Source organism: Curtobacterium sp. VKM Ac-2861 (assembly GCF_013204965.1).
In the GTDB taxonomy this organism is placed as follows: domain Bacteria; phylum Actinomycetota; class Actinomycetes; order Actinomycetales; family Microbacteriaceae; genus Curtobacterium.
In genome coordinates, this window is record NZ_JABMLA010000001.1 from 937480 (window position 1) to 952379 (window position 14900).

Genomic DNA, 14900 nt, shown 5'->3' on the forward strand with positions numbered 1-14900 from the left:
GCGTCCGCGAGGGTGCGAGTGCTGTCGCCAAGGGTCCTCCCGATCGTTTCAGTAGTCTTGTGAACCGATGGCAGACACGACGCATTCCCAGAGCGGTGCACAGGCCGCCGCGGACCCGGCCCCCTGGATCGCCCCGCTCGCGCGCGGTCCCCTGCGCGGCGACGTCGCGCTGCCCGGCTCGAAGTCGCTGACGAACCGCGAGCTCGTGCTCGCCGCCCTCGCCGACGGCCCCTCCGTCATCCGCCTGCCGCTGCACTCGCGCGACTCGGCGCTCATGATCGCGGCGCTCCGGCAGCTCGGCGTCGGGATCGACGAGGTCGAGCCGGCACCGGGCGCGCAGCCGAACCCCTACGGCCCCGACCTCCGGATCACCCCGGCACCGATGCACGGCGACGTCCGCGTCGACTGCGGCCTCGCCGGCACCGTGATGCGGTTCCTGCCGCCGCTGGCCGCCCTGGCGGTCGGCACGGTCGTCGTCGACGGCGACCCCTACGCCCGCAAGCGTCCGATGCACGCGATCATCGGGGCGCTCGTCGACCTGGGCGTCGACGTCACCGACGACGGCGACGGCTCGATGCCGTTCGCGTTCACCGGCACCGGTTCGGTGCGCGGTGGCGCCCTGTCGATCGACGCGTCGGCGTCGTCGCAGTTCGTGTCGGGCCTGCTGCTCTCCGCGCCCCGCTTCGACGAGGGCCTGCACCTCACCCACGTCGGGGAGCGCCTGCCGAGCCTGCCGCACATCGAGATGACCGTCGCCGCGCTCCGTGCCCGCGGCGTGACCGTCGACGAACCCGCGGTCGGCGAGTGGGTCGTCCACCCCGGTCCGATCGCCGCGCGCGACGTCACCATCGAGCCCGACCTGTCGAACGCCGCGCCGTTCGCGGTCGCCGCGCTCGTCGCCGGCGGCACCGTCCGCATCCGCACCTGGCCGCGCGAGACCACGCAGGTCGGCGCCGACCTCGAGACGCTCCTGCCCCTGTGGGGCGCGACCGTGGCCCGAGACGGCGACGACCTGGTCGTCGACGGCGGCGTCGGGATCCGGGGCGGGGCCTCCTTGCCGGGTCTCGACCTGGACCTCAGCCGCGGCGGTGAACTCGCACCGGCGCTCGTCGCGCTGGCCGCGCTGGCCGGCGGGCCGACCGAGATCACCGGGATCGGCCACCTGCGTGGGCACGAGACGGATCGTCTCGCCGCGCTCGCGGCGGACGTGAACCGGTCGGGAGGCGCGGTGCACGAACTCGACGACGGCCTGCGCATCGAGCCTGCCGCGCTCCACGGCGGCGACTGGGCCGCGTACGACGACCACCGGATGGCGACGGCCGGCGCCGTCGTGGGCCTCGTCGTCGACGGCGTCGCCGTCGACGACATCGGGTGCACGGCCAAGACGCTGCCGCAGTTCCCCGAGCTGTGGGCGGCGCTGGTCTCGACCGGGGACGCGGGGGCCTGACGCATGAGCTGGTGGGACGACGTCGACGGTGACGACTCCGACGCGGACGAACCGTACGGACAGTACGACGAGTCGAGCGTGCGGGTGCGTCCGAACCCGAAGGGCAACCGGCCCCGAACGAAGACCCGGCCGACGTACGACGACGCGCCCGTGGGGTGGGTCACGAACGTCGACCGTGGGCGGTTCGGCGTGCTGGTGGGGACGGGATCCGGCTCCGGCTCCGATCCGGGATCCGAGCACGTCATCACGGCGACGAAGGCGCGCGAGCTCGGCAAGAAGTCGGTCGTCACCGGCGACCACGTGTCGCTCGTCGGCGACGTCTCGGGCGACCCCGGATCGCTGGCGCGCATCGTGAAGGTCGCCGAGCGCACCACGCTGCTCCGCCGCAGTGCCGACGACTCCGACGAGGTCGAGCGCGTCATCGTGGCGAACGCCGACCAGATGCTCATCGTCGTGGCGGCCGCCGACCCCGAGCCCCGCACCCGGCTCATCGACCGGTACCTGGTCGCCGCGTTCGACGCCGGGCTCGACCCGATCCTCTGCATCACGAAGACGGACCTCGCCGACCCGGCACCGTTCCTGGCGCACTTCGCGTGCCTGGACCTCCGGATCGTGACGAGCCGGTCCGACGACGTCCCGTTCGAGGCCCTGCACGACCTGCTCGACGACAAGGTCACCGTGACCGTGGGGCACTCCGGTGTCGGCAAGTCGACGCTCGTGAACGCCCTGACCGGGTCGACGCGGGCGATCGGCGTCGTGAACTCGGTGACCGGGCGCGGGCGGCACACCTCGTCGTCGTCGATCGCGCTGCGGGTCCGTGACGGCGGGTGGATCATCGACACCCCCGGCGTGCGGTCGTTCGGCCTCGGGCACGTCGACCCCGCGAACGTGTTCCGCGCGTTCGCCTCGCACGCGATCCCGGTGCGCCCTGCGCGGGACGGCATCCCCCTGGCGCAAGCGCACGACTGGGAGATCGTCGACCGGGTGCAGGACGGCGAGCTCGGCGTCACCGGTGTCGAACGGCTCGACTCGTTCCGCGCGCTCTTGACGGGCATGGGCGCCTCCGACCCCGGCCTGGAGTAGCCCGGCGGCGCGCTCCCGCGCCCGCGCCCCGTCGCGCCCGTCCCGCCCGTCGGCGTGCGCCGATGGGTCACGAACTGTCGCCTGACGGAGCAGCATTCAACGGTTCGTGGCCGCTCGAGCTCCGACGCATGGCACGTCGTGACCACTCCGGCGCCCCGACCCGCCCGCCCGTCCTGTCCAGGCGTGGCCAGTCCCGCCCGTCACTCCCCGCCCCCTCGCGACCCGTCGAGGTTCCGAAATCTGCACATCTCGGCGGTGGTTCGGGCCGTTCGTGGAACCTCGGCGAACCGCGCGCGGCATGTTGTGGAACCTCGGCGGAGAGCGCTCGGGCGTGGCACCTCATCCCACCGTGCCCGACCCCAGCTCACCCCACCCAGCACGCGTCGACAAGTGTGCAGCGGTGTTGTACAGTGAACCCTCGTGTCTGAAGTTGCAAAGTACAACTTTGCGCCGACCCCCGCCGTCGACGCCCCGTCCTCGAGCACGACAACGACGTCGCACGCGCACCACTCCCCCACCCACAAGTCCTCACGAGCACCGCGACCGCAGCGCACCGACAGCGTCCTGCGCCCGGCCGGCCTCGGACGGGTGCTCCTGACCTTCGCCACGCACATCCTCGTGCCGCTGTTCCTCGCCGCCGGCATGGGCCTGGCGTACCTCGGTGCCTTCCACGCCCCCGCGCCGAAGGAACTGCCCGTCGGCATCGTCGGGCAGTCCGCCGCGACCCAGGTGTTCGCCCAGACCGTCACCGACGAGTCCGACGGCGCCCTCGTCGCCCACGTCGTCGCGTCGACCAAGGACGCCGAGCGGCAGATCCGCGACCGCGACCTGGCCGCCGTGTACGCCCCGACCACCACGGGCGCGACGCTCTACGTGTCGACCGCGGCATCGGAGACGACCGCGAGCGCCGCGCAGAAGGTCTTCCTGCCGATCGCGTACGAGCAGCACGTGCCGTTCCGGGTCGTCGACGTCGTCCCCACGGGTGAACAGGACAGCACCGGCCAGGGGCTGTTCTTCCTGCTCGTCGCCCTGAGCGTCGGCGGCTACGCATCGGCGATCGCGGTGGCGTCCGTCGCGACGAAGCTCCGCGCGGTGTGGACCGCGGTGGTCGGCCTCGCCACCGCCGGGGTCGTCGCCGGCATCGGGATCATCGTCGCCGGGCCGATCTACGGCGTCATCACCACGCACCACTGGCAGGTGTTCCTGTTCGCCTGGCTGTACGACGCGATCATCGTCGCGATCGGCGTCGGCCTGCACCCGGTCCTCGGGCGGTGGACGACGCCCGTGCTCACCATGTTGTTCGTGATGCTCAACTTCACGTCGTCCGGCGGCATCTTCCAGGCGTCGTTCGTGCCCGGGTTCTTCTCCGCGCTCCACTCCTTCTGGAGTGGCGCCGCGTGGCTGCAGGCAGCACAGGACCTGCAGTACTTCCCGGACGCCTCGCTCGGCCGGTCGTCCCTGGTGCTCGCCCTCTGGCTCGCCGCGGCCGTCCTGCTCTGCGTGGTCGTGCACGGTCTCGTCGCCCGCCGCACCCGCATCGCCCGCGAGCGTGAGGTCACCCGGCTCGAAGAGGAAGAGGTCGTCGCCGCGTAGCCCCGCTACGCTCGACCCGTGGACCTCAGCGCCGACCTGGACTTCGCCCGCTCGCTCGCCGACATCGCCGACACGATCAGCCTCGAGCGGTTCCGCGCCGCCGACCTGCACGTGTCGAAGAAGGCCGACAGCACGCACGTGACCGACGCCGACCAGGCCGTCGAACACGCCCTGCGCGAGCGGATCGCGACGGAACGCCCCGACGACGCGTTCCTCGGCGAGGAGACCACGGCGAACACCGGTGCCGAGGCGACCAGCGAGGGGCACCGTCAGTGGGTCATCGACCCGATCGACGGCACCGCGAACTACCTGCGCGGCGTGCCGGTGTGGGCGACGCTCATCGCCCTGGCGGTCGACGGCCGCCCCGTGCTCGGCGTCGTGAGCGCCCCCGCGCTCGGTAAGCGCTGGTGGGCGGCCGAGGGCCTCGGCGCGCACTCGTTCGACGGCGACCTCCGCGTCTCCGGTGTCGCGGACCTGTCCGACGCGAGCCTGAGCTACAACAGCATCCAGCAGTGGGACGACGACGACCGGCTCGAGTCCCTCGTCGACCTGTCCCGCAAGGTCTGGCGGACGCGCGCCTACGGCGACATGTGGTCGTACATGCTGGTCGCCGAGGGGGTCATCGACATCGCGGGCGAACCCGACCTGAAGCCGTGGGACATCGCGGCCCTCGTGCCCATCGTGGAAGAGGCCGGCGGGCGCTTCAGTTCACTCGACGGCGACCCCGGGGCCTGGCACGGCAGTGCACTCGCGACGAACGGCCTGGTGCACGACGCCGTCGTCGAGGTCATCCGCCGCTAGCGCGACCCCGAACGACACGCTCGACGTCGGACGACGTCGCGGGTGTCGTTCCGAGTCGATCAGGCAGCCGCAGCCGCCGCCTCACGCCGGGCAGCACGCCGCCGCACCACCAGGTCGCCGACCGCCAGCACGAGCGCGAGGGCCATCAGCGAGACCGTGAACGTCGTGCCGCTCCGGAACGCGTCGTGGTACGCATCGAGCCGACTCCCGCCGGAGCCCCCGGCAGCAGCACCCCGCACGATCCCGTAGAAGATGCTCGTCGCCACCGCGGTCCCGATCGCGGTCCCGACGCGCTGCCCGAGCTGCTGCATCGACCCGGCGACCCCGGACTGCTCGACGGGGATCTCGGCCAGGGTGAGCGTCTGGTTCGGCGACACCACGAACCCGCCGCCGAGCCCGCCGACCAGGAACGCCCCGGCCATCGCCCACGGCGTGACCTCCGGCGGGGTCAGCACCGCGGCGAGCATGAGGAGCACGAAGCCGACGACGACCATGAACAGCCCGAAGACCACCAGGGCCCGTCCGACCCGGTCGACGATCCGTCCGCCGATGTAGGACCCCACGGCGCTCGTGGCCGCGAACGGGATGCTCACCATGCCGGCGAACAGCGGTGACAGCCCGAGCCCCTCCTGCAGGAACAGCGTCACCATCAGGAAGGACGCCGGGATCGCCGCGAAGTAGACGGCCACGATCGACAGCCCGTTGCGGTACGACGACAGCCGGAACAGCTCGAAGTGCACCACCGGTGACTTGCCCTGCTGCTTGTACCGGACCTCCCAGAGCACGAACAGGCCGAGGAACACGACGAAGGCGATCAGCCAGAGCCACCGGGCACCGGAGTCGCCGGCACCCGTGGTGAGCACGAACGGCAGCATCAGCGTGATGATGGCGGCGCCGAGCAGCAGGATGCCGACGATGTCCAGCTCGCGGTCCTTCGCCTGTCCCTGCGCCCCCTTGGGCAGCAGCCGCATCGCGAAGAACAGCGCGACGAGTCCGAGCGGCACGTTCATCCAGAACAGCAGCCGCCACCCGTTCTCCTCACCGCCGATCGCGATGAGGCCACCGCCGATCGTCGGGCCGAGTGCCGTCGAGATGCCGATCATGGCGCCGAACAGCCCGAAGGCCCGTCCGCGCTCCGGGCCCCGGAACAACTGCTGCACGAGTCCGATCACCTGCGGCATCTGGGTGCCGGCGGCGAAGCCCTGCAGGATCCGCGTGACCATGAGCACCTCGATGGTCGGCGCCACGGCGCAGAGCAGGCTCGACACGGTGAACGCCACGAGTCCGATGATGAACAGGGCACGGCGGCTCTTCAGGTCGCCGAGCCGACCGGCGGGCACGAGGGCGAGGCCGAACGCCAGCGCGTACCCCGCCACGATGAGTTGCAGCGACGAGCTGGTGGCGCCGAGGGACTTCTCGATCGACGGCAGCCCGACGTTGACCTTCGACAGGTCGAGGATCGTCAGGGCAGCCACCGCGACGCACACGGCGAAGGCCCTCCAACGCGTGCGGTCGTCGAGGCGGGCGTCGGTCGGGTCAGCGCTGGACATCACCATCGTTCGTACACCGACCGGCCTCCGGGCGGGCGAGACCCACCCCCCGGGTGGGTGACACCCCCTCGTCGTGGCCCCCCGGACTGGGGGCACCGTTGCCGGATACGCGGTGCGCGGGGCGGCTCAGATGGTCAGGACCTGAGTTATCGTGCTCGTACGGAAGGTCACGCAAGCACCTGGATTCCCTAGATCCGAGTGCACGTGCACGGCCTCCCGTGTTCGTCCGAAGACCCTAACCCGAGGGGTGATACAGACGATGACATCATCGTTCCCGAGCGGAACCGAGTGCACCCTCACTCGTCGACCGCATTCAATCCACGACAGCTCCGGCGCGCGCGCAGTCGCCGCCATCCGTCCGCACTCCGACACGGCCACCCACCGTGCAGCAGTCCGGTCCGCCTCACGGCGCCCCGTCGCAGCGTTCAGAGCGCTCGCCGACGACCTCTCCGCAGGATCCGCTTCCGGGCCCGGAGGCCGGTGAGTCATGGCACTCACCGGTCGACGTCTCGAGGTCGACCGGATCGCGACCCTCGCTGTACTCCCTCGGGAGTCCGCGATGGTCGTGGTCGGCGACCCTGGTTCCGGACGCAGCAGCGTCCTCGACGCGGTCTCGAACCGCGTTTCCCTCCCCGTCGTGCGGGTCGGTGTCAACGGGAGTGAATCCCGTTGGCCGCTGGCCGGCGTGACCTCCTTGTTCACCGCGCTCGACGACCCTCGTGCGACGGCCCACATCGCCCATCTCCTGCAGACGGGTGAGACGGCGGTCCCCGTGACCGCCGGACTGGCGGCGGCGCACGACTTCCTCGACGCCGTGCACGCCCTCACCCTGCCGCCGACGCTCGTGCTGATCGACGACCTCGACCGCATGGACGTCGAGAGCCAGGAGCTCATCGCGTTCCTCGCCGGCCGACTCGCAGGCACCGCCCTGCGCGTCGTGGCGACGGTCCGTTCGGTGCCGTCGGACGGTCCGCTCGCGGCCCTGCCGGCGCTCCGCATCGAGCCGTTGCCGTCCGACGAGGCACTCGTCCTCGCCCGGGCCATGGCACCGGAAGAAGCGAACGACGGCGTCCTCGCCGTCCTCGCCGCGGAGACCGGTGGCAACCCCGGCGCGCTCCGGGAACAACTCGCGGTGCTCAGCCGCGAGCAGCTCACCGGTGCGGAGCCGATCGTGCTCCCGCTCCGACCCACTCCGACGACCGAGGCCCTCGCAGCCCTCGCACTCGGGTCCGCCGCAGGACGAGATCTGGACGTCCTCGCGAAACTCGCCCTGGTGCCGGTCGCGAAGACCACGGCCTGGGACCGCGACGAGTTGGACGACCTGGTCGGAGCAGGCCTCGCCACCGTGCGGGGCCAGAGCGTGACGGTCCGCGACCCCCTGGTCCGGTCCGCGCTGTACTGGCGGATGCCCGCCCGTGACCGCCGCGCGGCGCACGCCGCGCTGGCCACGGCGAGCGCCGAGTCCGACCCGCGGGCAGCCGCGTGGCACCGGAGCTTCGTCGACGACGTCCCCGACGTGGTCGCGTTGCTCAGCGCCGCACGGTCCTACGTGGTGGACGGCAACGTGCACGCCGCGATCGCCCTCACCGAGCGTGCCCTGCACGTCGGTGGTGGCACCGAGGACGAGCTCGTCGCGCTGCTCGGGGTCGCTGAGGCCCTGCTCGGCAACCGGCTGCTCGGCTTCGCCGCGCGTTACCTCGCCGCGCTCCGTCCGTTCCGGACGACGGCGCACGAGGTCCGCCGGCTGCGCCTGCAGTACTCGGCGCAGTACCTCAGTGGCGACGCCGTGCACGCGGACGAACTCCTCGTGTCGGTGGACGCGACCGAACCGGCCGACGTGGACGCGGTCGCCGGGCTGATGGCCATGGTGGCGTGCTTCCGTGCCGAGGCGTGGGAGCTCGACCAGGCGAAGGACCTGCTGCACCGCGTCGAGCCCCTCGAGGCGTCGGCATCTCCGCACACGTTGGAGATCACGACGACCGCGCGGGAGCTCATCGCCGCGATCGACGGCACCCTGCCGTCGGACACCGACCTGCACGACGGACTCGCGACGTCGGTGCTGCTGGCGATGTCCGACCCGGCCCTGCTGCTGCTCGCCCACGCGCTGAGCATCGCCGAGCGGTACCGGAGCGCGCGACGGGTGTTCGCACTCGTCCTCGCCCGTGGCCCGCAGACGGCGCCGGTGTGGACCGAGGCAGCCCGCTACCTGACCGCCGAGAACGAGGTGCGCTCCGGGAACTTCCGGCAGGCGCTCCGCGCGATCGACGTGTGGGAGGCCGGTTCCTCGGTGGTCGAACGGCTCCGTGAGCCGTCGCGGGCCATCGCGATCGCCTGGCGGCACTTCGCCGAGGGGCGCTCCGCCGATGCCCTGGCGGTCGTGGACCGGTGCCTCGAGCACCGTTCGACGAGCCGCCTGTGGGGTGCGACGGCGAAGCTGCACGCGCTCCGCGGTCGGGTCCTGCTGCTCGATGGCCGACTGGAGGAAGCAGCCGCCGCACTCGAAGCGGCGGACGCCATCGGTCGGTCCCTGCGGAACCCCGCGGTGCTCCGGCACCTCGGCGACCTGGTCGAGGCGTACGCACGCCTCGGACGGATCGACGACGCCCGCACCATCACCGCGCGGCTCGCTGCGGACCACCACGCCCGACCGGGTCGCTGGGGTGCGCTCGTGCTGGCGAGGAGCCTCGCGCTCGTCGCCGACGACACCACCCGGGACACCGCCCGTCGCCGCGCGTTGGAGCTGTTCCAGCCGCACGACTCGCAGTTCGAGCGGGCACGGACGTTCGCGGCCCTCGCGACGGTCGGCAACCCCGCCGAGCGTCCGCGTCTCGGTGCGGCAGCAGCGGCGGCGTACGAGGCGGCCGGCATGCGCCGTCCCCTCGTCACCCCCGCACCGGCAGCGGCCATGCCGCCGTTCGGCACGGGGCCGTCGCTCCGGTCCGCACCGGTGCTGTCCGCGTCGATGCCGGGGACGCCCCGGAGCGCTCCGGACGCCTCGGCGGTGCTCACCTCGCTCACGGCCGAGGAGCGCGCCGTGGTGCAGAAGGTGACGGAGGGCTACCGCAACCGCGAGATCGCGTCGTCGCTGTTCATGTCGCAGCGCACGGTGGAGCTGCGGCTCACGCAGATCTACCGCAAGGTGGGCGCGCGGTCGCGCTCCCACCTGGTCGCGCTGCTCACGTAGTCGACGCGAGCACAAGGCGGACGGGAGGCCCGGTACCAGCTGGTACCGGGCCTCCCGTCCGCCTTTTCGCTGTCCAGGACGCGGCGTGCGTCGCGCGCGCACGTTGCGGGAGTCCGCACGCGACCGCACCGCGGCGTCCCCCGCACGCGGGGAACCGCAAGAGCAGCCGACGACTGTTGCCGTGGCGGCGTCGCCGGGTGAGGCTTCTCATGCACCGACCGCCGTGCCCCTCCCGAGGGGCCAGACCGCGGTACCCCGTCCGGTACCCGAACCTCGTGGCCCACCCACTCCGTCGTCCGTCCTCGCCTGATCCGAGGACGGGCGCCGGTCAGGACTGCGAGGGCCCGGACGCGCGGCAGACCCGACGGCGGTCGGTGCCGAACCCCGCTCCACTCCCCCACCCCGTTCCCCCGAAGGGACAGCCGATGTGCGGCATCATCGCGGCCCGCGTGTCTGACGACGCGACGCCCTACCTGCTCGACGGACTCGAACGACTCGAGTACCGCGGCTACGACTCCGCCGGCATCGCCGTCCGGACCGCCGCCGGACGCACCGAGACGATCCGCTCGGTCTCCCGCGTCGGGGACCTGCGCACGCTCGTCGCCGCCCGGTCCGGCGACGCCCTGACCGGCGTCGGCATCGGCCACACCCGCTGGGCCACGCACGGTGCCGTGCGCGAGGCGAACGCCCACCCGCACGCCGACTGCTCGCGCCGGATCAGCATCGTGCACAACGGCATCATCGAGAACGCCGACCGCCTGCGTGACATGCTCACGGCGCAGGGCCACCGGTTCCGCTCCGAGGTCGACTCCGAGGTCATCGCGCACCTCGTCGAGCGCGCCCTGGCCGTCGACCCGGACCTGATGCTCGCCGTGCAGATCGCGACCGCGCAGCTCGAGGGGTCGTGGGCGATCGTCGTCCTCGACGCCCGCGACGGCCGGATGGTCGTGGCTGCGGACCGTTCCCCGCTCGTCGTCGCCCGATCCGCCCGCGGCGACTTCGTGGCGAGCGACATCGGTGCGATCGCCGAGTGGTGCGAGACCTTCGTGGCGCTCCGCGACGGTGACGTCGTCGAGCTCGGCGAGGCCTGGACCTGGTCGTCGAACGGGATCACCGTCCCCGTGCCGTTCCCCACCCCGTCGCCGTTCGCCGCCACCGCGCTGGACCTCGGCGACCACCCCGACCACATGGCGAAGGAGATCGGCGAGCAGGCCGACGTCGTCAGCACGATCCTGGACCGCATCGCCCGCCGCACCGCGGACGGCAGCATGTGGGTCGGCCTCGGGCTGCCCGCCTTCCAGCGACTGGCGATCGTCGCCTGCGGCACCTCGCTCAACGCCGGCCAGGTGATCGCCACCGCGCTGCGCGGCATCGGCGGCGTCCCCACCGACATCGTCGTCGCCAGCGAGGCCGACCAGGCCGTCCTCGGCCCCGACACCCTGGTCGTCGCGATCAGCCAGTCCGGCGAGACCGCCGACGTCCTCCGCGCGCTCGACCGCTTCGAGGACCGCCACCCGGTGCTCGCGCTCACGAACAACATGCACTCCTCGCTCGCCCGTCGCGCCGACGCCGTGCTCGACTGCCACGCCGGTCCGGAGATCGGCGTCGCCGCGACGAAGACGTTCACCGCGCAGGTCGTCGTCGGAGTCGCTGCGGTGATCTCCGCGCTCGTGGCGTCCGGCCGCATCGAGGTCGCACGTGCCCACGCGCTCGTCGACGAACTGCTCGACCTGCCGGCACGCATCGAGCACGCCACGCAGGTGTCCGCCGACCGGATGCCGCTCCTGGTGTCGAGCGTGAAGGAGGCCACCGGCTTCCTGTTCCTCGGCCGCGGCGCGGGCCTGCCGTACGCCGCGGAGGGCGCACTCAAGCTCAAGGAGCTCAGCTACCGCTGGGCCGAGGCGTACCCCGCGGGCGAGCTGAAGCACGGTCCGCTCGCCCTCGTCGACGAGGGCACCCCCGTCGTCGTGATCGACCACGGCGAGCCGAAGATCCAGTCGGCGATCGCCGAGGTCCGGGCCCGCGGCGGGTTCGTCATCACCATCGGCGGCGAAGGCTCCGACATCCCGGCGCTCGGCAGCCGCGGCACCGGCGGACTCGCCTGGGGCGCCATGGCGGCGCCGTGGGGTCCGCTCGAGGCCGTCGTGCCGCTGCAGATGCTCGCCCGCGAACTCGCGCTGCAGCTCGGCTGCGACGTCGACAAGCCGCGCAACCTGGCGAAGTCGGTGACGGTCGAGTGATGCGCGGCCGGATGAACCACCTGACGACGTTCCTGGTCGTGCTCACGGCGTTCGCGATCGCCATGACGACGGTGCTCGTGGTCGTGGTGGCCGGGCCGACCGTCCTGGGCTGAGCCGGGCGGGCGCGGGCGGGCGGGCGGGCGTCGACTCGGAACGACGTTCTCGATGTCGTACGACGTCGAGGAGGTCGTTCCACATCGTCCTCGCCGCCGGGTCTCGGGCAGTTCGCGGGACACGGCTGCGATGCTGGTCCCTTGACCACCGCAGCCCCGCCCCTCGTGTTCGTCGCGCTCGTCGTCGGCGCGCTCCTGCCGTTCCTGCCGCTCGTCGGACGTGTCGCCCGGATCGCCGCGACCATCGCCCACGAGGTCGGGCACTGCATCGTCGTCGTCCCGTTCGGCGGCCGCATCCAGCGCATCGACCTGCACCCGGACGGCTCCGGCGAGGCATGGGTCCAGCTCGGCCGGGTCCCCGGCGGCATCCGCTGGCTCGTCCGGATCCTCAACCTCTACGCCGGGTACAGCGCGCCGCTCTGGGCCGGGGTGCTGCTGGTGACCGGGGTGCTGCACGGCTCGCGGTGGCTGCCCGTCGCCGTGCTCGGGGTCATCGGGCTCGTGGCGCTGGTGTTCGTGCGGAACTGGTTCGGGCTGCTCGTCGTCCTCGGGTTCGACGTCCTGGCGCTGTGGGTGGCACTGCGTCCGTCCGAGACCACGGTGCTCGTGGTCGCCGCCGTCGGGGCGTTCTTCGTCGTCGACGGACTGCGGTCCGTCGTGCAGGTCGCACGGTGGCTGCTCACCGGCGCCCGCGTGCAGACGGACTTCCACATCGCCGCAGCCGAGACGCGGGTGCCGGCCGGGGTCTGGTTCGTGCTGTTCGTGCTGGCGAACGGCCTGGCGGTGTGGCTCGCACGGGTCCCGTTGCTCGAGGTCTGGGACACCGTGGTGGCGGGCGTGCGCGCACTCTTCTGACGGGGTGCCGTGGTCGACCCGGAACGACGCCCTCGATGTCGTACGACGTCGACCTCGTCGTTCCGCGTCGTCGCCACCCACCGCGTCCCCCTCACCACACCTGGGAGGATGGTGCGGTGCTGCTCGACACCGTCACCACCGCCCTCGCCACCGCTGACGATCGGCACCGCGATGGGTTCGCCGCGTTCGTCGCCGCCCGAGGGGACGCCTCCCTGTGGCGTGACGGCGGCCCGGAGCACCTCACCGCGTCGTGCTTCGTGTTCTCGCCCGACCTGGTCCGGGTGCTGCTCTGCCTGCACCGCAAGGGCGGCTTCTGGGTGCAGTTCGGCGGGCACCTCGAGCCGTCGGATGCCTCGTTGGCCGACGCCGCACGTCGCGAGGCCCGCGAGGAGTCCGGCATCACCGACCTCGAACTCGTCGACGGCCGCATCGCGGACCTGGACCGGCACGAGCTCGGCGGCGGGTTCGCCTGCGCGGCGCACTGGGACGTCGGCTTCGTCGCCCTCGCCGACCCGTCAGTGGTGACGGCGGTCAGCGACGAGAGTGACGACGTTCGCTGGTTCGCGCTCGACGACCTGCCGGCCGGGATCCCGCCGGGGCTGCCGGGCCGGCTGTCGGCGGCCGTCGCATCGGTCGGTTACCGCGGCTGACGCCTCGCGCATCCTGCTCGCACCACGTCCGCGACGATCCACGCGGTGATCGACTGGTGCAATGTCGCAGAACGGGTGCGCAGCCCCGCGCCTACTCCCAGGGGCGCTGCGCGAGCTCGGCGGGGTCGAACACCCGGCCGCCGGCGACGACGAGCGACCGCGGCACCCGCCGCACCAGGGCGTCCATCGGGTTCTCGGCGTCGAGCAGCACCACGTCGGCACGCGCCCCCGCCACGAGGTCGTGCGCCTCGTCGGTGACGAACCGGGCACCGTCCCGCGTGGCGAGCTCCACCACGCGGGTGAGGTCCTCGTCCCGCACCACACCGCCGGCCCGCGCGTACTGCCACGCGATGCCGAGCAGGTCGCCGTCGCCGTAGGGGCTCCAGAGGTCACGGATGCCGTCGGTGCCGAAGCCGAACCGCACGCCGGCCTCGTCGAACTCGTGCAGGGGAAGCTGCCGCATCCGCACCGGGGCGACGGTGGTCATCGTGACGCCGAGCGACGCCATCCGGGCGAGCAGGTCGCGGCGACGCACGGGATCGACGTCGATGATCGCGAACCCGTGGGCGATGTTGACCCTGCCCGGTGCGATGCCGAGCCGCTCCACCCGGTCGAGCACCAGGTCGAACGCGAACGCACCGAGCTCGGCGGGCTCGTGCAGGTGGATGTCGATGCCGCACCCGGTGTCGGCGGCGATGGCGAACAGGCCGTCGAGCTGCCCGACCGGGTCGCGGTCGATGAGCGACGGGTCGAGCCCGCCGATGTGGTCCGCTCCGGCCGTCGCCGCCTGCCGCAGCAGGTCGAGCACACCGGGCCGCCGGAGCACGCCGTCCTGCGGGAAGGCGACGATCGACACCTCGACCGCACCGTCGAGCGCGTCGGCCGCCGCACGCACGGCCTCGATCCCCCGCAGCCCGACGCCGAGGTCGACGTCGACGTGTGTGCGGACCCGGGTGGTGCCGGTGCGCAGCCCCTCGCGCAGCACCCGCGTGGCGACGGGTTCGCTCGGGATCCCGAGGGCGTCACGCCGAGCCCGTTCGTGCGCGATGCGCCCCTGCGTGCCGGGCTCGCCGCCGTACGACTCCCACTCGTGCCCCCACCAGCTCTTGTCGACGTGGGCGTGCGTGTTGACGAGCCCCGGCAGCGCGAGCTGGCCGCGCCCGTCGACGACCCGAGCACCAGCACCGGCACCGGCACCGGCACCACCACTGGCACTGGCACTGGCACCGCCCGCGACGTCGTCGCCCGCTCCGGTCGCGGTGACCGAGACGATGCGGCCGCCCGCCACCCGGATGTCCGACCGCGCACCACCCCACGGACGGACATCGCGGATGATCAGGGTCGCTTCGTCGGTCGCCATGCCCCCATCGTGGCAGCCGCCAGG

Annotated in this window: 11 protein-coding genes; 9 read left to right on the forward strand and 2 right to left on the reverse strand. The window is 72.6% G+C overall.

The features are described 5' to 3' along the window. The first annotated feature begins 67 nt into the window (after positions 1-67). The 4 genes from aroA to hisN all read left to right on the forward strand — a co-directional run bounded on the left by aroA (position 68) and on the right by hisN (position 4924). Positions 68-1447, forward strand: a complete 1380-nt coding sequence (gene aroA, locus HQQ88_RS04250) for a 3-phosphoshikimate 1-carboxyvinyltransferase (RefSeq protein ID WP_173168699.1) — start codon at positions 68-70, stop codon at positions 1445-1447. A 3-nt stretch (positions 1448-1450) separates the two neighbouring features. Further along, a complete protein-coding gene (rsgA, locus tag HQQ88_RS04255; RefSeq protein WP_173168700.1) occupies positions 1451-2530 on the forward strand; it encodes a ribosome small subunit-dependent GTPase A in 1080 nt (359 codons plus the stop codon). Positions 2531-2950: 420 nt separating this feature from the next. After that, the gene (locus tag HQQ88_RS04260; RefSeq protein ID WP_131879779.1) at positions 2951-4123 is read left to right on the forward strand and encodes a hypothetical protein; all 1173 of its coding nucleotides are present in this window, start codon (positions 2951-2953) and stop codon (positions 4121-4123) included. Between the two features lie 18 nt (positions 4124-4141). Next, a complete protein-coding gene (hisN, locus tag HQQ88_RS04265; protein ID WP_173168701.1) occupies positions 4142-4924 on the forward strand; it encodes a histidinol-phosphatase in 783 nt (260 codons plus the stop codon). Between the two features lie 59 nt (positions 4925-4983). Here hisN and HQQ88_RS04270 read toward each other — a convergent pair whose 3' ends face one another. Further along, complete coding sequence (locus HQQ88_RS04270) at positions 4984-6474, reverse strand: MFS transporter (RefSeq protein ID WP_131879783.1); 1491 nt, start codon at positions 6472-6474, stop codon at positions 4984-4986. A gap of 487 nt (positions 6475-6961) precedes the next feature. On the opposite strand from HQQ88_RS04270, the gene HQQ88_RS04275 reads away from it, so the two are divergent. The 5 genes from HQQ88_RS04275 (at position 6962) to HQQ88_RS04290 (ending at position 13516) form a co-directional block, all read left to right on the forward strand. After that, a complete protein-coding gene (locus HQQ88_RS04275) occupies positions 6962-9658 on the forward strand; it encodes a LuxR family transcriptional regulator (protein ID WP_173168702.1) in 2697 nt (898 codons plus the stop codon). Between the two features lie 425 nt (positions 9659-10083). Continuing rightward, positions 10084-11898 carry a glutamine--fructose-6-phosphate transaminase (isomerizing) gene (gene glmS / locus HQQ88_RS04280; protein ID WP_123294776.1) on the forward strand — a complete coding sequence of 605 codons (1815 nt, stop codon included), beginning with the start codon at positions 10084-10086 and terminating at the stop codon, positions 11896-11898. Next, on the forward strand, positions 11898-12011 hold the full coding sequence (locus HQQ88_RS19380) for a Rax2 family protein (protein WP_240347339.1): 114 nt from the start codon (positions 11898-11900) through the stop codon (positions 12009-12011). Before glmS ends, HQQ88_RS19380 begins: the two co-directional genes overlap by 1 nt. A gap of 141 nt (positions 12012-12152) precedes the next feature. Further along, positions 12153-12866 (forward strand): M50 family metallopeptidase, encoded by a 714-nt coding sequence (locus HQQ88_RS04285; RefSeq protein WP_173168703.1) that lies wholly within the window; start codon positions 12153-12155, stop codon positions 12864-12866. Positions 12867-12982: 116 nt separating this feature from the next. Then, positions 12983-13516 carry an NUDIX hydrolase gene (locus HQQ88_RS04290; protein ID WP_367916974.1) on the forward strand — a complete coding sequence of 178 codons (534 nt, stop codon included), beginning with the start codon at positions 12983-12985 and terminating at the stop codon, positions 13514-13516. Positions 13517-13607: 91 nt separating this feature from the next. Here the strand turns inward: HQQ88_RS04290 and HQQ88_RS04295 are convergent, their stop codons facing one another. After that, positions 13608-14876: an amidohydrolase family protein gene (locus tag HQQ88_RS04295; RefSeq protein WP_173168705.1), complete on the reverse strand. Its 1269-nt coding sequence runs from the start codon at positions 14874-14876 to the stop codon at positions 13608-13610. Positions 14877-14900: the final 24 nt, after the last annotated feature.

Bases quoted from the DNA above. Each gene is read 5' to 3' on its own strand.
- aroA (WP_173168699.1), top strand. From the start codon at position 68: ATGGCAGACACGACGCATTCCCAGAGCGGTGCACAGGCCGCCGCGGAC.
- rsgA (WP_173168700.1), top strand. From the start codon at position 1,451: ATGAGCTGGTGGGACGACGTCGACGGTGACGACTCCGACGCGGACGAA.
- HQQ88_RS04270 (WP_131879783.1), bottom strand. From the start codon at position 6,474: ATGTCCAGCGCTGACCCGACCGACGCCCGCCTCGACGACCGCACGCGT.
- HQQ88_RS04275 (WP_173168702.1), top strand. From the start codon at position 6,962: ATGGCACTCACCGGTCGACGTCTCGAGGTCGACCGGATCGCGACCCTC.
- glmS (WP_123294776.1), top strand. From the start codon at position 10,084: ATGTGCGGCATCATCGCGGCCCGCGTGTCTGACGACGCGACGCCCTAC.
- HQQ88_RS19380 (WP_240347339.1), top strand. From the start codon at position 11,898: ATGCGCGGCCGGATGAACCACCTGACGACGTTCCTGGTCGTGCTCACG.
- HQQ88_RS04295 (WP_173168705.1), bottom strand. From the start codon at position 14,876: ATGGCGACCGACGAAGCGACCCTGATCATCCGCGATGTCCGTCCGTGG.